Origin of the sequence: Paenibacillus sp. FSL K6-1558, from assembly GCF_038002565.1 — a bacterium.
Lineage (GTDB): Bacteria > Bacillota > Bacilli > Paenibacillales > Paenibacillaceae > Paenibacillus > Paenibacillus polysaccharolyticus.
On the sequence record NZ_JBBOCV010000001.1, the window covers coordinates 2,655,713 to 2,679,958 of the forward strand.

The window sequence follows — 24,246 nt, forward strand, 5'->3', positions numbered from 1 at the left end:
TGGACTGCTACACCGTGATACAGCCTTAACCAAGAAAAAAACGTCAAAACACCCTCCCGCCTGCTCACGAAGATCAATTCTTCGTGGCATAGGCCGGAGGGTGTTTGATTATACGTTATTCGTATTTGTCCAGGTCAGGGTGTCCAGCATCTCACTTTAGCGTTGGAACTGCTCTCTGCGCCGGAAGTACAAGTACCCTGCACTTCCCATAACCATCAGCATTAATCCCGAGACCGTGTAAACGATGGAGCTCTCTTCACCTGTCTTGGGCAGCATGCCTTGAGCTGACGTATGGCTGCTGTTCCCTGATGAAACCTCACGATCAGAATCTGTACCCGTAGGACGTGTAAGCTCACCATCTTCGCCCGTATCATTTCCTTCTGTCACCTGAGGCTGCGTCTCATTTCCATCGACCGTTTCAGACGCTGGAGGCGATGTCTCGGAATCATCATCCGGCTTGCTTCCACCCGCGCTTCCTTCTGCGGGTTCCGAAGGCTTCGTTACAATCGTACCAGGCACGGATATTTCCGGTGTTTTCCCATCAGGTGTATTTGGTTTCGTTGGTTCTGGAGTGTTGCCAATGTTAGGCGTACCCGGATTATACGGCTCACTCGGCCCGCCTGATACCGGAATAGCCCGGTTTGTCTTTTCTACAACAACGGCCTCGGTTTGTCGATTGGTAATTTCAAATACAACTGGCGTCTGATCCAATTGATAACCAGCAGGGGCCTTCACTTCAACCAACTGATACATATTGGGTTCAAGCTGCTGTAATTTAATCTCACCGTGGAGATCGGTTGTCAATAATGTCGGGTTGATGCCTGTAACCACGTTAAACAGCCATTCTCCATCCGGCCCCATAAGTGCTGATTGAGCACGTAATTCAAAGACCGCACCTTGCAGATGCTGCGTTCGGCTTGCATTATATTTCACCAGCTTTACCGAACGGTCATTTTCCTTGTTTTCGATCGTCACTTGAGTGTCTGGCTTGGTAATGGATACCGAAGTCTCCGGGGTTTCTATCACGAAACCTTCAGCTTTGGTTTCCACCAGTGTATACACATCATAAGTCAGATTGCCAAATTCAATGATACCCTGTTGATTCGTAACCCCGGTATCCACAATCGTGTTGGAGGAATCACGCAGTTCGAACTCAATTCCGCTCAATGGAGCTTGATCCTTGGCATTTACTTTCGTTACGGTCAGTTTACCTCCCGTACCGATGTGGTTCGTTTTTGTAAGTGTCACAATTTGTGTCTGGTTCGCAGTAATCGTGAACGGAATAGGTGTACTATCCACTGTATAAAATTCCGGCGCCTGAATTTCAATTAATTCATACGCCCCTGCTTCCAAATCTCCTTTGGTGATTCTGCCGTTCACTCCTGACGTGAGTTCATTAAGCTTCTCACGCGTTGAGCCCTGAATGTGATATAACTCAAAAACGGCCCCCTCCAGCGTCTTGGCTGGATTTGCTGCATCTACCTTGGTCAGTTCAAAGCCCTGACGAATCTTTTCGTTTACAATCTCGAAGGCTGCATCCGCATCCTTGAACTGTATCGTTTTGCCTGAAATAGAACCATACTCAGCGTCTGTTAGATATCCAGCGGGTGCTGCAACCTCCTTGAGACGGTAGGGTACACCACTCGTGAGATGCAGTCGATAATTCCGACTGCTTTCGGCCATTCCGTTCGCATCTGTCGGTTTCAATGTTTCCAAAAGAATTGTTCCAGATGCATTATAGATCGCGAAGATGGCTCCTTCCAGCGGTTGTCCGCTGTCATCCACCTTATGCACTTTGATTTTCCCCACTCCGGTGGATGCCCCTCCGCCTGCACCAGCCATCGATACCTTGATACCAGCCTGGCTACCTTCTCCCGCAACGGAAGAGGACTGTCCTGCAAAATCAACCTGATTTTGAATTCTCTCGCCATCATCAGCATTGATGTAGGACTGATATTCCAGAAGATATGCCGTGTTTAAGTCGTGCTTAAATGTGAAAGTAAATGTGTTACCGTCCACTGCCAATTCATATTCCGATGGATCAACCAGCCGATCCTTCACCGAAACATCGCCTGAATTGTTTGCAGGCAGTTGAATTTCATACAGCTTCATTGAATCGGCAAGCAAAATCTGGTTGCCGGATAACGTGTCCGTTAATTCAGAACCCGCGGCAATGAATGACTGACTTGGATTAATGTTTACAACCCATGAGGCCAGATCTGATGTCCCCACCTGACGGCCTGTTTTGTTCACATATACTCCGCCATGGGCTGGAGTAACTACAGCCTTCTTGTCAAAACGTACAGGCCCGCCTTCAGCATCCGTCAGAACAGCATGATTGCTGTACGAACCCTCCACTGCATACGCTCCGTCCAGACTCGTTTGATACACCACGCGATAAGCTTTTTTGCCGATGTCACCCAGATTCAGCGTAAAACCTTTGCCATCCGGGTTAAGCTGGAATTGACCCGATGTCAACGTGACCTCATCACCAACTGATGTAACATTGTTGGCACCCCTCAATTCAAGCTCATTCACTTTCAATGATCCATCCACAAAGGATTGATTCCCGATATAGGCATCCTTGAGAATGGCCTCCTGAAGATCGAACAGATTGTAATTCACATCAATGGTCCAGGTAATCGCTTTGTCTCTGGCGCTGTATTCGCCCCTCTTGTTACCATTCTCAATTGTGTAATTCTGGGGTCTGACCACAGCAAACTTTGTTATAGCGGTCTGCGGAATGCCTGATTCATTCCAGTTTAGCGTTGCCGTGTTGCGATATTCATTGTTTGTTGGCATTCCAGCCGTTGGATCAAAGCTTGTTTTATAAGTGATCACATGTTCTTTATTAATCATACCGCCAGGTTTCAGGCGAATCGTAAACCCTTTTTCAAAATTCACATCCGCCGGGTCTGCTACAGGTTCTGCCTCGAACTGATCCTGCTGATCGCCACTGATCTGCAGACTGCCCGGAATAAGCTTCATATGTCTGCCTGTATAATCATCTGTGATGACGATGTCCGTCATCTCCTTCTGATCCCGGTTCAGCACAATCTGCCACTCGATTTCCTTGGCATTGAAATTTTCATTTTTTACACTCTTCGCAAAAATAACTTCCTCAATATTTTTTTGACCTTCCTTAGTCGTGCCATCCTGTGTGTTTACTGTATTAACTACAGTCTCATTTTCGTATATCCGCTGTATGGCCTGGGTGTCATATTCAATCTCATAGGCTTTATCAATATCGTTGTTGAACTGTAGCTTAAAACCTTCATTAAAACCGGTGCCGACACCAGTCACCGTGTAGTTTGCAGGATCAACCTCTGTTCTTGTACCAGGGCGACCATCCGATTGAATCTGTACTTCATATACGCGAAGTGAACTTGCAATCAGCCTCTGTTTTGCCGTATCAAAACGGTCTTCAAGCCATGCACTTGCCTGTGCAATGGTTTGCTGATTATAGTTGTACTGAACCTTCCATGTAATCGTCTGAGTAACTGGATCGTATGCACTTTCTTGTCCCGACTTGTTCAGCGGTTCATTGAAACTAACCGTAACACGTCCAAGATCGGATTCATTATACTCGCTCTGATCTGCTGTCAGCGTCACTTCATTGGAATAAGTTACACCTGTATAGGGAGCACTAGTCGGTGCCTGAATGTTCGTCTTGTATGTGACACGATATGCTTTGTCGATATTGCCCAAGTTTACAGGGAACTGGGTTGCTGTATTAACAACAGGACCTTCCTTCACGAAACCATTTAACTGGACCTCCAGCTCGCGGATCTCAATATCCCCTTGAAGTGACAGCCCCAGCGGTAATGTATCCTCCAAAACCACATTGTTCATGATCTTTTCGGCCTGATTAAAATCTACGGTCCATTCAATCTCATCCGAGTTGAAATTATTTTTGTTTGCTTTCCCTGTCTTCTGAAGTTCATCCTTCGCGGTGTTTGCAAAATTCACATCAATAATGCCTTGACCTGCACCACTAAAATCAATCTTCTGTTTCAGTCCATCTTGCATCTTGCTCTCGTCAAATTTGATCCACACATAGAAGTTTCCTTCCAGCTTGGCATGTTCGAGCATTTCATTAAAGGTAAATACAATGGTGCCGTCCGGGTTCACGACGTATTCTCCGACGCCCCCGTCCAAACTGCCCCTCAGCTGTGAGCCTATCATAAACTTGTCAGGCAGGTGGAATGTGAAGGTCGATCCATCCCCGTAAGAATGGGTATCATCCCCAAATCCCCATTTAAAAACAACCGCAACTTCATCCGATATCCGTGGGCGAATATCCTCAATCTTGTCTCCCTTGACTTCGATCTGACCGTTGCCGTCATAATCCGGCTTCTGGTTGTACATCTGCACACTCGTAATCAGATTCTCCTGAATCTCGGGAGCTGCAGCAGCGGTAGCCATAAGGCTTACGTTTGTATGGTTCGCTTCCTCTACAGATGCCGTTTGATCCACATCTCCCTGGACTGATTCATCATCCGTAGCAGTATCCGTATTGTCCTGTTCCTCAGAAACCGTGTCATCCTCTTCTGGTGAAGGTGGTTCTAAATTATTCATTGTACCCGCCGAGATCAGGTTCGTGTCATCCTGAGCATGCACAGTTGATGTTAACACCATCCCTTGTAGCAATTGCGTAACCAGCAAAAGTGCAATCATCATGATGCCCACTTGTCTCTTCATGTTCCGCATATCCTCCTCGCTCATAATGTTGGCAGACGCCGAGGAATAGAATAACAGGGGAACCTATACAAAAAATAGACAATGGACATGCTGGCAGACTGGACAACAAAAAGAGCACCCGTCATGCGGTGCTCTTGGTACGAAGATACGTTGATACAGCTATATTTGACACCACTGAACCTGAACCAGACTATATGCTCCTGCCCTCTATTACAAGGTCCAGTTAATTTTGACACGCAGATCTGTTGTATCTTCCATCTTGGAGACAAAATAAGAGATAGACTTCATACCCAGCTGGTACAGATCCTGCAAATCTTCGATCAAACTGCTCTCTGTGCCCTTATATCTGAAGGTTAACGAAGTTCCGCCCTCATTTAGCACACCCTGAACTTTGGTTTTGAGCACTGCGCGTTCCTTGACTGCATCTTGTTCATCGTACAGAGAGTATTCCAATGCGTGGTACAGTTTTTGGTATACCTCCTGCTTGTTTCCGTCCGTCTTCGCCAGTTTAAGCAGAGCATCACGGTATGGTGCATAGGCTGCAGGGTACTTGTTTTTGCCTGTCCAGACATGGTCACGCGCCATCTCTTTATCACTTAACAAGTAGTAGCTATGACTCACAACGCCTTTGCGATCAGGTGTTGGATCATCCCACGTCGTGTCCATATGGTACCACTTTCCATCCAGCTTCACCAGGTTCCAGGCATGAAGTTGCCCCCCTGCTTGACCTTCAACGATGCGATTTTCAATCCCTACCCGCTCCAGCATGCGGTAAGTAAGCAAGGAGTATCCTTGACATACGGTACTGCCTGTCGCAAGTCCGTCATAAGCCGTATATTTTTGTAATGAAGTATCATAAGCAAGATTCAGCACAATCCAATCATGAATAACTTTAACCTTCTCATGACTCGTCATGCCGGGTTTAATAATTTCTTTGAGCACACTAGCTACTTTCCGATTCACATAATCGGTCTGCGCCTTCGTTTCCCGGTAAGAGAGGGTCACATCCACCTCGGCCGATGTATTGGAGCCTTTATAGTTAAACGCATAACTTTTCACTGTATATTGAATATAAGGATCACTCTTCATTGCTTCATCGATAGAGGTCTGCAACTGTTTCTTGAGGCCCTTCACATTCCCCTTGTAGGTAAACACCACTTTCTCTGTACGCTGCGACATCGCATTCAACAGTGTCTGACGCAAATCCGTCGCTGTAGATAGTTCGGACGTGCCTGACGCTGCATACAATTGATCCAAGTCAACTGTACGTGGCAACCAAGCGGCAACAAGACAGCCTGCCAGCAACATGGTGATCACTCGTTTACCGTTCTTACCCATGAAAGGACCCCACCCTTCTTCGTAGCATTCTCATGCCCTATTGTATCATAAAAGGTCTTGCTTTCAGTGTTCTATATAAGTTGAATTAAAAATTTTACACAGTCCACGTCGTTAACGTGTAAAAGAATAATTCGACTTGTATCTTTCCAATCTTAGTGGAATCAAGTGGAAAAGGGACCTTCTCGGAAGGCCCCTTGAACTTTAGTTGCAGTCATCATGTTTGCCGCTTCACTTCATCCTATGTCTTTCTGGAGCAATTTATGAGTGGCTTTGCATGCGTACAGATTCGTACACATTAATGCAGGTCAGCCTGCCTGGAATCAATAAAGGCGGCTACCCGTCATGAACGTGTCCGTCTTCCCTTGCAACTTGGCAAGTCGTTCAAGAACTTGAGATGCCTCAGATACCGTTACTTTGCGAGCAGGCATGAATCTTCCCTCAATAGAAGGTAACAAGCCAAGCTTCAAGCTCAGAGAAACAGCGCCCTTATTGTTGATCGCACTGGCGTCGGCAATGTTAGGCAAATCTGACGGCTGCATATAGAATCCGGCGAGCTTCTCATAACGCAGAATACGCATCAGCAAGACCGCCAATTCCTCACGTGTCATTTCTTCCTCAGGTTTTAGCTGCTTCTCAGGGTCAGCTCCACCGATCCATCGTTGATCTATAAGGACTTTCACTGCCTTGTAATACGGACTTTCTATCGTTACATCAGCAAAAAGCTTCTCATTGCTCTCGCTGTTATAGTACATGTCCATGTTCGGATTAATTGCTCTTGCCAGATAGTTGAACCAATCCCCCCGGGTAATGACCCGATCCGGAAATACACGTCCCTGCTCGTCAGCAATCAACACCTTATGCTTGGTCATGTTACGCAAAGCTGATTCAGCAATATGACCCGCAATATCTGTCGGTTCGATCTGAGATGCCGCATGGTCTAGACCGTACATGAAGAACCATTGACCTGTATTAGCATCCAGCAATTCATTCAAATTGTATAGAGATTTCTTACCGCTTACAGGTACATAAGCCAAATTCACCCCCACAGGTACAGGTTCACTAGTACCCAAACCGAACCCACCGTAACGAGCATAATTCAACGTTAACGTATATTTCTTCAGATAGAGTTCTTTAGCTTTTTCGTAAGAGATTGCAGGTGTAATATCTGTCGGTAGTTGCTCAAGAGATGCCGCGAGGCGTGTATAGAATTCAGTAATATCCCCATTGTTCCTTACCTGCACCTGTGCCGTGTCATCCTGAACCCGAATCCCGTTCAAATAACGCTGAAATACAAACGTACGAGCATCGTCTGCTTCTATCATTCTGGCCAATTGATACTGCTCTTTGGCTTGTGGTACAGCGGCAATGATCGTATTTATTGCAAGTTTCTCGGCCTGTGTTGAAGTAACCGTCTTTTTCTCCTTCTCTTGAGAAGGCTTTTCCTGCCCCATCTCTGGTCCAACCCGTTGCATCAAGTTGTAGCTGTAGACCTGTCCGGTAACCGCATCGACCTGCGCCGAAATATCACGCATGAACATATAGGATATGTTTGCATTGCGATTGCTCCAGCTTAGACTCCAGACCTGGCTGTTCGCATTGCCATAGTAACCTTTGGTTAATTGACTGTGTTCGAGTTTGTAATCCTTGGGTATGTCAAAATTGGCTGCAACCCGCTCTACTGCCTGTTGCACATTTAAGCGCTGACCGCTGGCTGCAACAAATGCCGGCCGATTGCCTGTTACTTTTTTATTTTGTTGTGAACTGCTCTTGTCCACGGCTTTTCCTGTCATCACGTCAATTCGGTCTAACGTGTTAGCGTTAATCGGCCCCATACTATCACCTTTGGGCAAATAACCGAGAACATATTTTTGCCCTTGTCTGGATGACCATTGTTCTTTGGAGATATAGGCAAGCTCTACATCAAATCCATCTTCAAATACCTGTCTGGCCTGCTCTTCCGAGGCCTTCGGCTTGGAGGAAGGATATTTCGCCGAGATGGTCGAACGTGAATACGATGTGGCTTGACCTCTCTCATCCACAGTTATGTAGACTGTCTCTGCATCCGACACGACGCCATCATGTTTTAAGTTATAGACAAACTGATATTCATTGCGGCCAAATAACGCTTGTTGTTCCACAGGTGAAACCGTGTCTCCTAGCGGCACATACTGTCCTTCCTGTAGTTCAGGAATTGCCTGATGTAGCAGTTCCAAAGCTGTTTTTTCAGCTTCTTCCTTGGTAAGTTGAACATCTGAACCGGATGACAGCTGACTCTCCACAAATTCAGATGGCAAATGTACGCTTAGGACTTCCCCCGTACCTGCATGCACATTCGCGCTGAATCCCATGGAATGATTACCTTGTACAATTTGAAATCCAATATCCCATACCTTGTAATCCGGCGGTGGATAGGAATTGGATACATCGAAATTAGCAGACGAGATCGTCGCTTTTCTTAATAACGGAAACAGCTTTAATATATTATCAGCGGCTTGCCTGGATGAAATTTTTGCACCCTCCGGCACGTCATTGCTTGTTACGTCTAGTTGATCGTTTTCCCCCGACACTGCTTCATTCACTGAGCCAGTTCCCGCCTGAGCAGCGGATGCGCTCCCCGTCAAACCCGGTACCTGTGTCGTAAACAGCAGAGTTGCCATTGCTGTTGCTGCGGCTTTGGCTGTGAACGTTTTTAGCCTTCCATTCATGTTCCAATCCCAACTCAAAATGGTTACCTCTCCCTTCAATCTCATGCAGGATGCATCATAAATACTCTCGCATGAATTTTGCCATTCTAATCTATGATACCATAAGCTTCCTTTTTAATCGCTGTTTTCCGGGTAATTTTACAATTGTGAATTTCTGTATAATGAAAAAACACAACAAAAAAACGCCAATCAAGTTGGCGTTTCCTTCTATCAACCTGCACTATGATGCAGATCTGTTCCGTCCTGATTTATTGTAGCTTCATCATGCGTAACTCGCTCTGGAGCAGAACGAACATGCATTTTCAGGAACGGAATCACCGTGTCCCAGAAAGCCGGGTCTTCCTCTGAGCAACTGTGTCCTTCACTGTTAACCCATAGATGCTCTACCGGCGGATCGGCTTTGGACATAAAATATTCCAGTTCACTCGGCGGAATAAAGTTATCCCCTTTGGAGTGTACCATCAGGAATGGCAACTGCATGCTTCTTCTCCGCTCATTCAGCATCATTACGGCATCATTCTGCTGATAAGTCTTTAAAGACTCACCTAACCGCCAAAACCAGATTCGGGGGATCAACTGTGCCAGTGGGAACAGCGGCAAACGCCGGCGTCTCAGTTCCGAACTGACGATCACCTGAAATTGGGATGGCATGGAGTCGGTAACCACGGCGGAAACTGGAATGCCTTCTGTAATTGCTAGAATCGTCCCCAGTCCACCTAAGGAATGCCCCAACACGCCAATCGCTTCGGGATCAATCTCGGAACGGCCTGATACATAGGTCAACGCAGCCAGTAGATCGTCCCTGAACAGATAGGCCGATGCAGCACGAACAGGATCACTGGCTCCATGACTACGTACATCATACATAAACAGTGCATACCCGGCCTCCCAGATGGGGCGTGCATAGCGTAATACACGAGAGCGATTGGAACCCCAGCCATGTGCGATGATTACGAGCGGCCAGGGCTTAGGAACATCGGGTCTCGCTGGAATAAACCAACCTTGCACCTGTCCCCCTCCACTTTCAAAGGTAATATCCTCAAAAGGCATCGGCGGTGTCAACGTAATCGGAATTTTTTTGGGTGTCTGGCTTTTTACCGCTGCCTTCCATAAACCACCCGCAGTTACAGCGGCCACTGCCAACATACCGCCAATCATCGTTCTCGCTTTCACAAGGCCTCTCTCCTCTCTGGCTACTGACATACGCTTATCATACGATAACAGGATCAACTACACGTTAAATGATCTCCACTTTTTGTTTGTTATAACGATTAACCTTGTAAACTCTTTATATATATACCCCATTACGCCTAATTTACTTATTTGTTCTTAAATTAAAACCTCTACTCCAGTGCCTTTACTCTTACCGTTACCTAACCGCAGTCTACTGGTCTGTTCTCGTTGTCGCCGCCTTCACAAATGCTCTCGCTCGCTCTGCAATCTGTGCGCTATCTCCTGAATTCAGAGCTTCTTTCGGCAAAAGTGCACTTCCCAAGCCTACTGCGGCTGCACCTGCCTCATAATAGGAAGCGATATTCTCCAGCGTCGCACCACCCGTTGCGAGCAGTGGAATGTGATCGAGAGGCGCCTTGATTTCACGCAGGTATGGAATACCCAGACTAGCCATAGGAAACAGCTTAACAGCCCGTGCTCCTGCTTCATGCGCAGCAACAATCTCCGTAGGCGTCATGGCCCCGGGCCAAATCTCAACACCGTGTTCTACAGCATATTCAATGACAGACAGATCGACATTGGGGGAGACCAAAAATTGTGCCCCTGCAGACACGGCCTCCTTCGCCATGCTCACATTGAGTACCGTGCCTGCACCGACATAGGCTTGTCCTTCGTGACGTTCGCGCCAGTCAGCAATGATCTGATGCGCATTCGGTGTATTCAGCGTGACTTCCATTAGACGAATGCCGCCTTCGGTCATTCCCTGACCGGCTGTCACCGCCGCTTCCCGGCTTATACCGCGAACGATCGCGACCAGTCTGGATTCGAGTAGTACTTCTGTCAGATTCATATCCATTCACTCCCTTACTTCGTTCAGATTCGGCAGCCGAGGACCCGTCTTGGTGTACACTGCTTCTCCGTTAAAAACTATTGTAATGCATATGCTCCATTGAACGAAATACATTAATCCATAATAAGGATTGTGGACGTAGTGATGTGAAGTTAGGGAATTTAAACAAAGCAACAATAAGTCCACCTGTGGTGTCAAGACATCAAGACATTTTCATTATGTGGTTGCAATTTATGAAAGCCGATTCGGTTTAGGCATAGCATTATAGTATTTAAATCTTCTAACGATCACCAGTGAGCTTATTTGGCCTGATTCGCCACTTTTTATTTTCTAACGATCTCCAGAGAGCTTATTTACTCAAATTAGTTATGATTTCACCCGATTTTGTCCATTTTTGGCGAAATAGCGTCTGTGGTGATCATTAGAATTTTCAAATCCCCAAAAGTCTTGAAATAAGCTCTCCTGTGATCGTTAGAATAAAGTCGGAGCCAATTACCCACGCACCATGAATCCCATTAACGTAATGTAATAACCGCTCCGACATTCTAACATCCACTCCGAGATACACCGCTTGTTACTTAAATTCTTCATTTATAACACTGCCGATTTTCTCCCCTGTGAGCACACTACCTTAATTTTGGTTTTTAAAATAGAAACAAAAAACCTCTTCATCGCGAAGAGGTGGATTCTGTTAACGCTATTCAAACCCATTAAACTAAACTCTATGCGTTCTCCATTACACTTTCCTTCGCCAAATCCTTGAAATATCGATCATTGTACAACATGCTTGGGTGAGTTGGATGATAAGTTAGGGCAATATCGTTGTGCTCCTTCGCTTTCGCTCGGTTGCCCATTCGATCATAACATACACATAGTTGCAGATGAGGCATCCAAGTCCATGCGGCTTCATTCAGTACAACCATCGGATCACCTGGACGGTTCGCCTGCACAGCCTGTTCGTACCAGAATATAGCTTGGCGATAGTCTTCTCTGTCAGCAAAATATCCCCCCAGTCGGCAACACACCTCTGCTCTAGGCAAATCATAGGCAAAAGAACGAAACAACGCCGCCGATTCCCGTTCCGGACGTTTCAGTACTGCCTCGCAATCCGCGATTTTCTGGCAGGCGGCAATCCGATCCTCCACCCATCCCAGTCCGGTGTCCAGAAATTTCTCATAGTAGGTTATGGCTTCCTCATGAAAAGCATGGTCTTTCAGTTCATTGCCAAAATAATAGAGGTCACGCGGTGAGAAGTCTTCACCGGCCTGTTCACGTTTGCGATATATTCGCAAATTTCGATCTGTATACACCTTATCTTTCTTATGGGTCACAGCCACATCACTATGCAGCAAATTGCCTGCTACAGCAAGATATTCATGCACTGCACCAATCCAGCGAAACTGGCGATCCCGCCGCACCAGACGATTTCGCCGCAGACTATACGAGACCTTGCCCTCTGGCGTGAAGGAGAGGTTGTAATCCATCGTTACACTGTCCACAGCCGGATCAAGCGACTGTTTCAATGCGATCAGCTTGGCGCGATCCTGCGGTTCAAACACATCATCCGCATCCAGCCACATAATATATTCACAGGAAGCTTGGTCGAAGGCGAAATTACGTGCCGCCGCAAAGTCATCCACCCACTCAAAATCGAAAATACAGTCGGTGTACTGAGCCGCAATTTGCCTTGTATGATCCGTGGAACCTGTGTCCACGATGACGATTTCATCGGCAATTCCTTTTACGGAATCCAGGCATCTGGCGAGGGAAGTTTCTTCATTTTTTACAATCATACATAAGCTAATTCGAATTCCCTCTTCGCCTCGTTTAATTCTGCGGTTATAGGCCGCCGCCCCCGGCAAATCGGACAAACGATAGATATGATAGGCTGGGTAGTGGGTATCCACAAACAGTTGAAATCCGTACGCCTGAGCACGAATGCAGAAATGACGATCCTCTCCCCAAAAAGAAACATTCGGAATACGGTCAAAATTCACTCCCGCTTCAAGTACAGATCGCCGAATTAGAGTACAAGCGCCTAACCCGCCCACCTCATAACAACCCGGAATACGTAGCTGGTTTAGAAAGGCGCTTGCCTGTGCGTCCTCATCCTGCGCCTCTGTTGCTTCGAGAGCTGAACCCCCCCGCTGATAGAGTGCATATTCATCCTGAAGCCATACTTGCGGCATTTCCTTTGTTCCCGGTTGCCAGCTGGTCCAAAAAATATTGGATACAATCTCGTTTTGGTTCGATACCAATTGTTCCAGCGTTCGAGGGTGCAACACCAGATCAGAATCGATCAGAAACACGCCATCATATTGATGTTCACGTGCGTACTGTAAAATGTTATTTTTCAGCCTGGCCACTCGCCATACCTGTTCGTTTCTCCAGTAATGCCCACCTTCATCTTTGTTGTAGTTTCCTGGGTCGTCCGCGTCCCCACTCTCCGTACCATTCATATCGCGAGCATGGATCACCTTACCGTTATGTCGAAGTACAAAATCGTTCAGCATTTGGGAGGAGGCTTCCTCCTCATTATCATCTACAAACAAATAGTCTGTACGCACCGTCTTTCGCTCAAGGCTCTGCAGGGAATTCAGAAATTCATTCAGAATGGCAGCTGTCTGCCGTACAGGGCTAGCAATCAGGATACGCTCACGGGTACTTTGCGAGATGTCCTCATCCTCATCCTTTTCCTTTTCCTGTGGCTGTGGCTGTGGCTGTGGATGTTGGATCTCCTTCTGCCCTGTCATTTGTTGGGGCTGTTCCACTTGCTTCTGTACTTGCTCCGGGGTTTTCTCCTGTTTGTGTACTCGCTCTTGTTCTTTTTCTTTTTCTTTTTCTTTTTCTTTTTCTTTTTCCTGTTTTATCCTTAACATCTCCCCCGTTTCCTTCTCAGACTTAGAGGGTATGGTATCCGCTTGTGGTTCACCTTGAACACTTTTGTTACTGTTTTTGCGGTCTAGCGGGTCTTTCACCAATGATGCTCACTTCCTTCCCTTAATCAGACCATGGAATAAGCCGTGGCTCTGCATCCAATATCGATTCATATTGCTCTTTCCAGCCATACCTTGCTTCGGGGTCCAGTGTTTGGTATCTCTCATATTTGCGAACACGGTCTTCCTCTCTTGCCCAGCCATAATGCTTTACTCGCGGGGGATGACAGGCATAGGGCAGATGCTGAATGCTCAACGGGAATCGTCCGCAATGCTGCGGTGTTTCCTTCCATTCATAGACCATCCCGGGACGATACTTGACTAGAAAAGGCCGATAATACATATGAGCCTGCCAGTACATATCTTCCCGGTACGCAGTCTCACTCCACATATCATATAAACGGAAGTAAATCGCTTCTTCCATTCCACTTAAGAGGTCATCCCTCAAAACACCAAAATCCGGCGTTAAAACCTCGTCTGCATCTAGATTAAGAATCCATTCCGGGTTAGTTGAAAGGGTCTCCTCCCATTGTTGTTTTCGCAGACTCACCTCATCGGAAAAACGCGAGACCGGATTCTGCACTAGTACTAGAGGGATACCGTGTAAAAGCTCCCTACACATAGCAGCCGTCCCATCCGTGCTTCCATCATCAATAATGACAGCCCGATCAATCCATGCACGATGTGTCATAAGTGCCTGCCTAAGATATCGCTTCTCCTCGTTGCATACAATCATGGATAAGGTGATATGCGGCCTTTTCCTAACTGGTTGTTCCTTGCCCTGTTCCCGTTTGTGTTGCTCCTGTTCTTCCAACCCCACACCCCCATGCTTCCGGTTCTTTTAGACGCAAACCCTCTATATCCAATCTATGCTAAGCTGGAATCCGGTTATGCAGGGCAAAGTGTTCCGGCATAGCCACCTCGGGATTTACTTCACACCTAACACAAAAAAAGCACTCGCTTGCGCGAATGCTTTTGGATCAGGATACTTCTATTCTGTTTATTTTTGAATACGGACTACTTATGAAAACCTTCGATTTAACGATATGCCGCCAAACGATCATTCAAGCCGCGTGTCTGTCCGTACACCTCTTGATAAAGGGCAAACAAACCGTCATATACCGCTACCGTCTCCGGGTTTGGTACGTAAGATTTCGCTGGACGAATAAACGCCGCCGCACACTCTTGTATTGTCGGGAACCAGCCACTACCATAAGCCGCCAGCATAGCTGCCCCCATCGCCGGACCTTGCTCACTCTCCAGCTTCACAATCGTTGCATTGAAAATGTCCGCTTGCATCTGCAGCCAAGCTTCGTTCTTCGCTCCGCCTCCAATGGAGATCACCTCATTGACCGTCTTGCCTGCACCACGCAAAATATCAATCGACTCACGTAACGAGAAGGTGATGCCTTCCATTACAGCACGTCCAAAATGCTCCAGTTTATGCCCGGCATCCATGCCGATAAAGCTGCCTCGAATGTTGGCATCCGGGTGAGGTGTGCGCTCCCCTACGATATATGGCGTGAACAACAATCCGTTGCTTCCTGCAGGAATCTGGTCAATGCCCTGTAGAAGAGCATCAAATGATTTGTCCGCTGCGAAGGTGTCTTTAAACCAGGAGAGACTGTATCCTGCTGCCAGCGTCACACCCATAATATAGAAGGCATCTTTCTCACCATGGTTAAAAAAATGCACTTTCCCTTCGAAATCGAGATCCTTTCGTTCTTCGTACGAGAGAACAACTCCGGACGTACCGATGCTGCACATCGTCTGTCCTTCACTCAATATGCCTGCGCCAATTGCACCGCAGGCATTATCGGCACCGCCAGCAAATACTTTGGTTGCTGGCGCCAAGCCTGTTTGCTCTGCAATCTCAGGCAACAAGGTGCCGACTTCGTCGAATGATTCAACTAGGCGCGGACAAAGCGTCATCGGCAGATTAAATGCGGATGCGATCTCCGTGCTCCATTGTTTGCCTGCCACATCCAGCAGCAACGTACCCGCTGCATCGGAATAATCCATCGCGTAATCGCCAGTCAGGCGGTAACGGACGTAGTCTTTTGGCAACAGGAACAAGAACGCTTGATCCAGCAATTCTGGTTCATTTTCCTGCACCCACAAGATTTTAGGTAACGTAAACCCTTCCAATGCACGGTTCCGGGCAATGCTGAGCAACTTGCTATCAAGAACCTTCTCAATCCGGCGGCACTGTGCTGTCGTTCGGGTATCGTTCCACAGGATGGCATTACGAAGTGGTTTGCCTTCTGCATCCACCAACACCAGCCCATGCATCTGCCCGGAGAAGCTTAATCCTTCGATTTCGGAAGGCTGCACGCCAGATACTTCCAGCAATTTGCGAAGCGACACAATTGTCTGCTGCACCCAATCCTCTGGATTTTGTTCACTATATCCAGCTTTAGGCTGGTACAACGGATAAGCCTCCGATGCTTCAAATGCCACTTTACCTTCACGATTGACCAAAACGGTCTTGACCGCGCTCGTTCCGAGATCGACGCCAATTACATAACTCATAAGTATACTCCTTTCGTTTATACAGGATTGAAACCTTAGGTACGGCATGATAAGCCACTCCGTGTGCAGAAAACCCTCCGATCGCCCTTACCCCCGGATTTCCTCACTTTACCCTTTTCAAGGGTGAAATCCAGTTGTAAATGCGAACGCTCCGCTTCTCCGGGTCCTTTCTGCTCACTCCGTTTCTGCATTCCGCTTCTAACGTTGCTTTCAAACGGTACAAACGTACTCGTTTGGGGCAACGTGGGTTCCAATGACATTTCAATCGTCATTGGTTTATTTAAAAGCATAAAGCGTTGGTGGTGCGGCATGCCCGGTCACTCCGTGTGCAGAAAACCCTCCGATCGCCCCTTACCCCCGGATTTCTTCACTGTCCCCTCTTCATAGGTGAAATCCGGTTGTAAATGCGAACACTTCGTTTCTCCGGGTCCTTTCTGCCCACTCCGTTTCTGCATGCCGCTTCTAACGTTGCTTTCAAACGGTACAAACGTACTCGTTTGGGGCAACTTGGGTTCCAATGACATTTCAATCGTCATTGGTTTATTTAAAAGCATAAAGCGTTGGTGGTGCGCCATGCCCGGTCACTCCGTGTGCAGAAAACCCTCCGATCGCCCCTTACCCCCGGATTTCTTCACTGTCCCCTCTTCATAGGTGAAATCCGGTTGTAAATGCGAACACTTCGTTTCTCCGGGTCCTTTCTGCTCACTCCGTTTCTGCATGCCCCTTGTAACGTTGCTTTCAAACGGTACAAACGTACTCGTTTGGGGCAACTCGGGGGCCAACAATGACAACAAACCGTCCCCGCCTTCCCAGAGGAAAGCGGGGACGGTTTGAATGTCACGCTTATTCAACGTCCAGGGTGCAACATACTTTTGCACCGAGTAGGAAGAGGTATGATTCCTGCTTTATCTACGGCAATGATCTAGCCATAGGCAGTACGCTTGGGCAGGAATCTACTCTTCCTCTAAGACTGTTATCGGGGCGTGTCTTGAAACCCACTGAAGTGCATCTTTTACCCCTTTTCGCCCCATACTGCGTCACTTTCCCTTGACGTGCCCCGGCACGCCTGCGGTAAACTCCCTGGTTTGGAACGAAAATTCGGCAAAATCTGCTTCCTTCAGCGTTTTCAGACCCACCCTAGTCAGCCAGGATGTATTGGTTAAGCTTTGCTCTCAGCAATTCCTGACGTCCGGATTGGTTTTTGCGTGGGTTTTCGTTGTTCAAAGCATACTCCGCGAGGGAAGCAAGTGTTGCTTTACCTGCAACAACCTCTGCACCGATGCCTTCGTTGAAGCTGCTGTAACGTTGCTCGATGAATTCATCGAATACACGGTCTTCGATCAGCTTGGAAGCGACTTTCAGACCTTTCGCATACGTATCCATACCTGCGATGTGAGCCAGGAACAGATCCTCAGGTTCGAAGGAGCCACGACGAACTTTCGCGTCGAAGTTTACGCCACCTTTGCCCAAACCGCCGTTTTTCAACACTTCGTACATGGTCAGAGTAGCATCATACATATCAACCGGGAACTCGTCCGTATCCCAGCCAATCAGCAGATCGCCTTGGTTCGCATCCAGGGAACCGAGCATGCCGTTGATACGCGCTACGCGGATTTCATGATCAAATGTGTGACCAGCCAGCGTTGCATGGTTCGCTTCAAGGTTCAGTTTGAACTGTTTGTCGAGATCATATTTTTGCAAGAACGCAATGGAAGTTGCTGCGTCGAAGTCGTATTGGTGTTTTGTTGGCTCTTTAGGTTTAGGCTCAATCAGGAACTGAGCGTCGAAGCCGATTTCTTTTGCATAGTCAACAGCCATATGGAACATACGAGCAATGTTGTCTTGCTCCAGTTGCATGTCCGTGTTCAGCAATGTGTCGTAACCTTCACGGCCACCCCAGAAAACATAGTTTTCTGCACCGAGACGTTTACCTACTTCCAGACCTTTTTTGATCTGCGCTGCTGCGTGAGCATATACGTCTGCGTTGCAAGTGGATGCTGCACCAAACATGAAACGTGGGTTGGAGAACATGTTAGCTGTGTTCCACAGCAGCTTTTTGCCGCTTGCTTTCATGTGCTCTTCCAGCAAATCAACGATGGTGTCGATGTTGCTGTAGAATTCACGCAGTGATGCGCCTTCTGGAGCCACGTCTACATCGTGGAAACAGTAGTATGGCAGATTCATTTTTTCCATAAATTCAAAAGCCGCTTCCACACGAACTTTCGCTTTATCCAGACCGGAGTAGCTATCCCATGAACGTAATGCTGTTTCAGCGCCGAACGGGTCACTACCGCCTGCAGTTAATGTGTGCCAGTAAGCCATACCGAAACGGAAGTGTTCTTCCATCGTCTTGCCAGCAACAACTTCTTGCGGATTATAATGTTTAAAAGCAAATGGATTCTTGGAATCTTTACCTTCGAATGCAATCTTATTAACGGATTCAAAATAGGCCATGTGATAAATGCCTCCTCAAAAGTTTTAAAAGAGTTTGTTTAAGAAATCGTTTACACCGTTATCCTAACACATCAGATTTACTTTGTCTATTGGTTAAACAAAGTAAAAATAAAATTGTTTTTTCCCGCTTTGTTTACGCTATAATAGTCGAATAGCTTCTTAGCGGATGTACATGAGAGCCTTTACTTATATAAGTTGAACCATTTAATTTACACATGAACGGAGAGGACAGAAAAAACCTGTAGAAGCGAAGTGTTCGCATTTATCACCGGATTTTCCCCTTTAATAGTGGAATCGAAAAATCTGGGGATAACAGCGATCGAAAGGTTATTCTGTCATCGAAGTGTCCGTGTAAATCTGTTCAGTTCAATTTATATAAAAAGAGAAAGAATAGGAGTGCCTTATCGATATGAAAATTACCGGAGACCAGATGCTGGTCAAAAAAATAAACAAATCGATCGTACTGGATACGATTCGCCGTCATGCCCCCCTTTCCCGGGCGAAATTGTCCGAAGTGACCGGTCTCAACAAAGCAACGGTTTCCAATCTGGTAGCGGATCTGATCAGCGATGAGTTGGTGCAGGAGATTGGGCCAGGAGAATCTAGTGGTGGACGTAAACCGCTAATGCTGCTTTTCAGAAGTACGGCTGGATATGCTGTTGGTCTGGAACTGAGCGTAACGCGTTTGAAGGGAGTACTCACCGACCTCGAAGGTCATATCGTTGCCGATTATGCCGTCGATCTGAAGCAGCATGATGCAACGTCTGTATTTGAACAATTAAAGCTGGCCGCTAGTCACCTGATAAAGCAGGCTCCCCCCTCTCCGCATGGAGTAATTGGCATAGGCATCGGTGTTCCAGGGATGGTGGATGAGCAAGGAACCGTACTGTTTGCGCCCAACTTGAAGTGGGAGATGGTGCCTTTGCGATCCATGATGGAAGAAAGCTTCAACCTGCCTGTCACCATTGATAATGAGGCCAACGCGGGAGCACGGGGCGAATTAAACTTTGGTGCAGGTGTTGGTGTGCGTCATCTGATCTATATCAGTGCAGGAATCGGGATTGGTTCAGGCATTATGGTTGATGGTGAATTATATAAGGGTGCGTGGGGTTACGCGGGTGAGACTGGACATATGTCCATTGAAGCAGAGGGTCTGCCTTGTTCTTGCGGTAATCGGGGATGCTGGGAGTTATATGCTTCGGAAAAAGTATACGAACACCCGGATCAGCAGCACCTGCCTGCACATACGACCAAAGAACTGATTGAACACGCCCAGAACGGACATCAGGACGTGATCGCCTTATACAATATCATCGGACGCAAGCTGGGCGTTGGCATTACCAACATCGTAAATAGCTTCAACCCGGAGCGTATTATTATTGGCGGGCCGCTTTCGGAAGCTAAACCTTGGATTGAATCAGCCCTCAAACAGGTGGTCGAGGAACGTACTCTGCCTTATCACCGTCGAAGTCTGCAAGTGGAATGGGCTGCACTTGGTAGCCGTTCGACTCGAATAGGGGCTGCTTATTCTGCAATATCCCAATTTTTAGGTAATGTAAGGGTATCTGTTTAATATTTAGCTAAAAATCATTAAAATTGACAAGATTTCGCCCCATTTCCTCCCTTTTTGTTAAAGAAATCCAGAGGTATAATGAGATTATGTGATTTTTGTCATGGCAGCGTTCTCGTTGCCGTGTTATCCGATAATGAAACGGAGTGAAACTCGTGACCTACGTGGATACATCAGATATCTCGGCGCCAGTATTTGTCACCGTACTCCTGTTCCTGATTGTGCTTGCGCCCCTGTTCAGCCTGGGCATACTTCGTTTTTTTCAGAGCAAAAAGAAGGCTGGTCTCATGTACATGCTGTCAGGCTTACTGGTGTATGTCGTATTTCAGACATGCATGAGTATTTTTTTCTAGCGGAGAATTCTTTACGCTTGAATGTACTCCTATACTCAAAGGCAAATGATGTTGCTCCGACTAAAAAGGAGACGCTTATGCGCAATGTCCTCAAGTCCAGACGTTGTCTTACGCGTCTTCTTTTTGTTTTCATCCCATTCCTTTCAACATCAGATTAATTAAAAAAAGACCGTACCTTATACGGTACGGTCCCTTCCCAATCTAACTTCTATATTCAAACGGCTCGCGCGAACCGGAATAGCTTCAATTCTGTTAAACTACATAGCCAGCAACCATAGCTAGCCAAGCATGAATTAAGCGTCCAATGCTTTAGCAAATTGTGTTTTGTTCATACCCAGAATGCGGTGTTCACCGATTACAGTCAAAGGAACTGCACGTACGCCCATATCCCATACTTGTTGTGCGAACTCGTCGCTTGTCTCGATGTTACGCTCTTCATAAGCAATACCTTTATCAGCCAGGAAAGTCTTGACGGATTTGCAGTTCGGGCAGTTCGTGGATGTGTATACAATTACGTTTTCCATGTTTAGTTCACCTCAGAATTATTATTTGTTATATATGGTTAATTATTTATAAGCTAAATGAAGCACTATTTAAACATCGGGCTTTCCGAATTACAACGCTACTGCGCTGTGCTCCAGGCTTTCAATGAATTTCTCGGTGTCCATTGCAGCCATACATCCGCTACCTGCAGCAGTGATCGCTTGTTTGTAACGTGTATCCTGAACGTCACCACATGCGAATACGCCTGGGATGTTTGTTTCAGAAGTACCTGGAGTTGTCAAAATGTAACCATGCTCGTCTGTAGTAATCTGACCACCCAAGAAACCTGTGTTTGGTGTGTGACCAATCGCTACAAATACGCCGCTTGCCGGAATCACTTCTTCTTCACCAGTTGCGTTGTTGAGCACTTTGAGGCCAGTTACGCCGTTGTCGCCAGCAATCACTTCAAGTGGTGTGCGGTTCAGTGCCATTTCTACTTTCTCGTTGCTGCGTGCACGATCTTGCATGATTTTGGAGCCACGCAGTTCTTCACGACGGTGCACCAGTGTTACTTTGGAACCGAAACGGGACAGGAAGCTTGCTTCTTCCAGTGCGGAATCGCCTCCGCCAATAACGATAATTTCTTTATTACGGAAGAAGAATCCGTCACATGTCGCACATGTGCTGACACCGCGGCCCACGTTTGTTTCTTCTCCTGGGATACCCAAATATTTAGCAGATGCGCCTGTAGACAGAATCAACGTTTCGGATACGAGTTCGCCCATACCTTCGACTTGAATTTTGAAAGGACGCTCGCTCATGTCGATGTTGTTTACCCAGCCCGTACGGAATTCTGCGCCAAAACGCTCCGCTTGTTTACGCATGTTGTCCATCAGTTCAGGGCCCATGATGCCATCAGGGAAACCCGGGAAGTTCTCCACTTCTGTCGTTGTTGTAAGTTGTCCACCCGGTTGCGGTCCTTCAATAACGAGTGGGTTCAAGTTGGCACGTGCCAGATAGATTGCTGCTGTCAGCCCTGCAGGGCCTGTTCCAATAATAATTGATTTATACATGTATAGTTCCTCCCCCATGTTCTGCAAAAAGATCAAGCTCTCCGGCATCAAAAGCGCGAGCCTTTGCATACACTAGAACGGATAGCCCACATCATGTCCATAAGAACTGCCTACGAATATGACGATTTACCTATGCAGAAACCGAATTCTAATTTATAATCATTCTAATCTGTTGTTCATTATGATCTCTTTTATGTACGGTGTCAATGCTCGGCAGCGATTATGAAGAAGTCTTCATCAGGAGGGAAAATGGAAGCATGAACGACGCTCTACTCGGCAGTATTATTTCGGCCATGTCTACCGGACTTGGGGCCGTACCGATCTTATTTATGCGTAAAATATCACATCGTCTGCGCGACATTCTGCTCGCTTACGCAGCGGGTATTATGACTTCAGCCTCGGTGTACAATCTCATTCCCGAAGCACTGGGACAATCTAATTTATTTGTTCTTGCTTTTGGCATTATGCTCGGCAGTCTGGTTCTACTGGTGCTGGAGATGCGTATTCCGCACGTAGATCTGGAAAACCCTGAAAAGATGCCTTTCAAAATTGAAGGCAAAGCTTTCATGATTATCGCAGCCATCACAATGCATAACTTGCCGGAAGGCTTGTCTGTCGGTGTAAGTTATGCAAGTACGGATGAAAACTTAGGCAACCTGATTGCCTTTTCTATCGGTTTGCAAAATGCACCGGAAGGCTTTCTGGTCGCTCTCTTTCTCGTCAATCAGAACATCGGTCGCTTTAAAGCACTTGGCATTGCAACATTGACTGGGGCTGTAGAGATTATAACGGCCATGATCGGATATACACTCAGTAGTCTTGTTGCCGGACTGGTGCCTTACGGTCTCGCGTTCGCAGCAGGTGCAATGATGTTTATCGTTTATAAAGAACTCATCCCTGAGAGTCATGGTGACGGCAATGCACGCGCAGCTACGATCTCCTTCCTGTTTGGTCTGATTACGATGATCGGACTAACCGAACTGTTCTAGATGGGTGAAAGGCAAAAGAACCCGGACCACAGCGGATGCTGAAGTCGGGTTCTTTTTTTAGCCACAAATGAAGATTCCATGAAATTACTGAAATTGCTGAAATCATCTGTAAAGCAATTTATATTTTCTTTTTATTTAAACGATCAAGATTGAATAAATCGAATTAGTTCAGCATTGAATTTTTCCAACTCATCGTAAAATGCACCGTGTCCACTCTCTTCAAACACAACCATTTCAGCCGAAGGGATCGCTTTGTGCATCTCTTCAGCGAATTCGAACGGACAGATTTCGTCTTTTTTACCGTGGAAAATGGCTGTAGGCACCTGGATCGTTTCCAATTCCCCGCGCAAATCCTCATCACGCAACGCCATCGCACTGTTAATCGTACCATAAGACGAAGCTTCCATGCCTAGTGCATGGAACCATTGCATGAAAGGCTGGCTGTGCTTCTTCGCAAAAAACATTCCGCCGAACGTATCCAATAGCTTCGCACGATCCGTGAAGATCGGCTCAATAATCTGCTCATTCAGCTCATCCGGCGTTAAACCGTACGGATAACCTTCACGTTGCGTAAATACAGGTGCCGCCGCCGACAGCAGTGCCAGCTTCGATACTCCGTGTCCCTGATGACGCGCCATATAATGTGCCGCGATAGCACCACCCATGGAGAAACCAGCGAGTATGGCATCTGTCAGCCCCAGGTCGTCAATAACAGCACGAACATCGTCTGCCATGCGGTCATAATCATATCCAGTAGACGGCTTATCGGATAAACCATAACCTCTGAAATCCATTGCAATGGTACGAATGCCGTGGTTCGGTAGCACATTCAATTGGTATTCAAACATTTTATAATTGACAGGCCAGCCGTGCAAAAACAGTACCGGAGTCCCTTCACCAATATCTTCAACATATACTTTTACATTCGGTTCAACTTGTACATAACGGCCCATTGTTCACAGCTCCCTTTATCGTTAAAAGTAATTATCGTCAGTGAGATACATTGCATTACATTGTATCGTCTCTTCGACTATTACCCTCTGACAACAGGTTCAAACGGGAGCTGCTGGGGCACTGTGCGTTAAAGCA

General features: G+C 46.9%; 15 protein-coding genes. 3 read left to right on the plus strand and 12 right to left on the minus strand.

What is annotated here, in order from left to right; all coding sequences use genetic code 11:
• Positions 1-156: 156 nt before the first annotated feature.
• From MHI38_RS11600 to xylA, 9 genes are all read right to left on the minus strand, one after another.
• A complete protein-coding gene (locus MHI38_RS11600; RefSeq protein ID WP_341181266.1) occupies positions 157-4,701 on the minus strand; it encodes a collagen binding domain-containing protein in 4,545 nt (1,514 codons plus the stop codon).
• Between the two features lie 210 nt (positions 4,702-4,911).
• A complete protein-coding gene (locus MHI38_RS11605) occupies positions 4,912-6,039 on the minus strand; it encodes a transglutaminase domain-containing protein (RefSeq protein ID WP_154891734.1) in 1,128 nt (375 codons plus the stop codon).
• 320 nt (positions 6,040-6,359) lie between these two features.
• Positions 6,360-8,744, minus strand: a complete 2,385-nt coding sequence (locus tag MHI38_RS11610; protein ID WP_186809833.1) for a YcdB/YcdC domain-containing protein — start codon at positions 8,742-8,744, stop codon at positions 6,360-6,362.
• A 210-nt stretch (positions 8,745-8,954) separates the two neighbouring features.
• Positions 8,955-9,917 (minus strand): alpha/beta hydrolase, encoded by a 963-nt coding sequence (locus tag MHI38_RS11615; protein ID WP_253491369.1) that lies wholly within the window; start codon positions 9,915-9,917, stop codon positions 8,955-8,957.
• Positions 9,918-10,128: 211 nt separating this feature from the next.
• On the minus strand, positions 10,129-10,767 hold the full coding sequence (locus MHI38_RS11620; RefSeq protein ID WP_154891736.1) for a bifunctional 4-hydroxy-2-oxoglutarate aldolase/2-dehydro-3-deoxy-phosphogluconate aldolase: 639 nt from the start codon (positions 10,765-10,767) through the stop codon (positions 10,129-10,131).
• 722 nt (positions 10,768-11,489) lie between these two features.
• Positions 11,490-13,745 (minus strand): glycosyltransferase, encoded by a 2,256-nt coding sequence (locus MHI38_RS11625; RefSeq protein ID WP_341181267.1) that lies wholly within the window; start codon positions 13,743-13,745, stop codon positions 11,490-11,492.
• A gap of 22 nt (positions 13,746-13,767) precedes the next feature.
• Positions 13,768-14,517, minus strand: coding sequence for a glycosyltransferase family 2 protein (locus MHI38_RS11630; RefSeq protein WP_308723215.1), 750 nt, complete (start codon positions 14,515-14,517; stop codon positions 13,768-13,770).
• A gap of 224 nt (positions 14,518-14,741) precedes the next feature.
• Entirely contained in the window at positions 14,742-16,235 is a 1,494-nt protein-coding gene (gene xylB, locus MHI38_RS11635) for a xylulokinase (RefSeq protein WP_341181268.1), read from the minus strand.
• Positions 16,236-17,372: 1,137 nt separating this feature from the next.
• On the minus strand, positions 17,373-18,689 hold the full coding sequence (xylA, locus tag MHI38_RS11640) for a xylose isomerase (protein WP_308723211.1): 1,317 nt from the start codon (positions 18,687-18,689) through the stop codon (positions 17,373-17,375).
• Between the two features lie 409 nt (positions 18,690-19,098).
• On the opposite strand from xylA, the gene MHI38_RS11645 reads away from it, so the two are divergent.
• Both MHI38_RS11645 and MHI38_RS11650 read left to right on the plus strand, forming a co-directional pair.
• Entirely contained in the window at positions 19,099-20,262 is a 1,164-nt protein-coding gene (locus MHI38_RS11645; protein ID WP_341181269.1) for an ROK family transcriptional regulator, read from the plus strand.
• Between the two features lie 152 nt (positions 20,263-20,414).
• On the plus strand, positions 20,415-20,612 hold the full coding sequence (locus MHI38_RS11650; protein ID WP_090924452.1) for a hypothetical protein: 198 nt from the start codon (positions 20,415-20,417) through the stop codon (positions 20,610-20,612).
• 293 nt (positions 20,613-20,905) lie between these two features.
• Here the strand turns inward: MHI38_RS11650 and MHI38_RS11655 are convergent, their stop codons facing one another.
• On the minus strand, positions 20,906-21,136 hold the full coding sequence (locus MHI38_RS11655) for a glutaredoxin family protein (protein ID WP_090924451.1): 231 nt from the start codon (positions 21,134-21,136) through the stop codon (positions 20,906-20,908).
• A 90-nt stretch (positions 21,137-21,226) separates the two neighbouring features.
• Entirely contained in the window at positions 21,227-22,168 is a 942-nt protein-coding gene (gene trxB / locus MHI38_RS11660; protein ID WP_090924450.1) for a thioredoxin-disulfide reductase, read from the minus strand.
• A 257-nt stretch (positions 22,169-22,425) separates the two neighbouring features.
• Between trxB and MHI38_RS11665 the strand changes: the two genes are divergently transcribed.
• On the plus strand, positions 22,426-23,157 hold the full coding sequence (locus tag MHI38_RS11665) for a ZIP family metal transporter (protein ID WP_090924449.1): 732 nt from the start codon (positions 22,426-22,428) through the stop codon (positions 23,155-23,157).
• A gap of 143 nt (positions 23,158-23,300) precedes the next feature.
• Here MHI38_RS11665 and MHI38_RS11670 read toward each other — a convergent pair whose 3' ends face one another.
• Entirely contained in the window at positions 23,301-24,110 is an 810-nt protein-coding gene (locus tag MHI38_RS11670) for an alpha/beta fold hydrolase (RefSeq protein ID WP_154960170.1), read from the minus strand.
• Positions 24,111-24,246 lie beyond the last annotated feature (136 nt).

What these genes read in the sequence shown, in the direction of transcription:
- MHI38_RS11605 (WP_154891734.1), bottom strand. Translation starts at nt 6,039, where the DNA reads ATGGGTAAGAACGGTAAACGAGTGATCACCATGTTGCTGGCAGGCTGT.
- trxB (WP_090924450.1), bottom strand. Translation starts at nt 22,168, where the DNA reads ATGTATAAATCAATTATTATTGGAACAGGCCCTGCAGGGCTGACAGCA.
- MHI38_RS11600 (WP_341181266.1), bottom strand. Translation starts at nt 4,701, where the DNA reads ATGAAGAGACAAGTGGGCATCATGATGATTGCACTTTTGCTGGTTACG.
- MHI38_RS11655 (WP_090924451.1), bottom strand. Translation starts at nt 21,136, where the DNA reads ATGGAAAACGTAATTGTATACACATCCACGAACTGCCCGAACTGCAAA.
- xylA (WP_308723211.1), bottom strand. Translation starts at nt 18,689, where the DNA reads ATGGCCTATTTTGAATCCGTTAATAAGATTGCATTCGAAGGTAAAGAT.
- MHI38_RS11610 (WP_186809833.1), bottom strand. Translation starts at nt 8,744, where the DNA reads ATGAATGGAAGGCTAAAAACGTTCACAGCCAAAGCCGCAGCAACAGCA.
- xylB (WP_341181268.1), bottom strand. Translation starts at nt 16,235, where the DNA reads ATGAGTTATGTAATTGGCGTCGATCTCGGAACGAGCGCGGTCAAGACC.
- MHI38_RS11620 (WP_154891736.1), bottom strand. Translation starts at nt 10,767, where the DNA reads ATGAATCTGACAGAAGTACTACTCGAATCCAGACTGGTCGCGATCGTT.
- MHI38_RS11665 (WP_090924449.1), top strand. Translation starts at nt 22,426, where the DNA reads ATGAACGACGCTCTACTCGGCAGTATTATTTCGGCCATGTCTACCGGA.
- MHI38_RS11670 (WP_154960170.1), bottom strand. Translation starts at nt 24,110, where the DNA reads ATGGGCCGTTATGTACAAGTTGAACCGAATGTAAAAGTATATGTTGAA.
- MHI38_RS11645 (WP_341181269.1), top strand. Translation starts at nt 19,099, where the DNA reads ATGAAAATTACCGGAGACCAGATGCTGGTCAAAAAAATAAACAAATCG.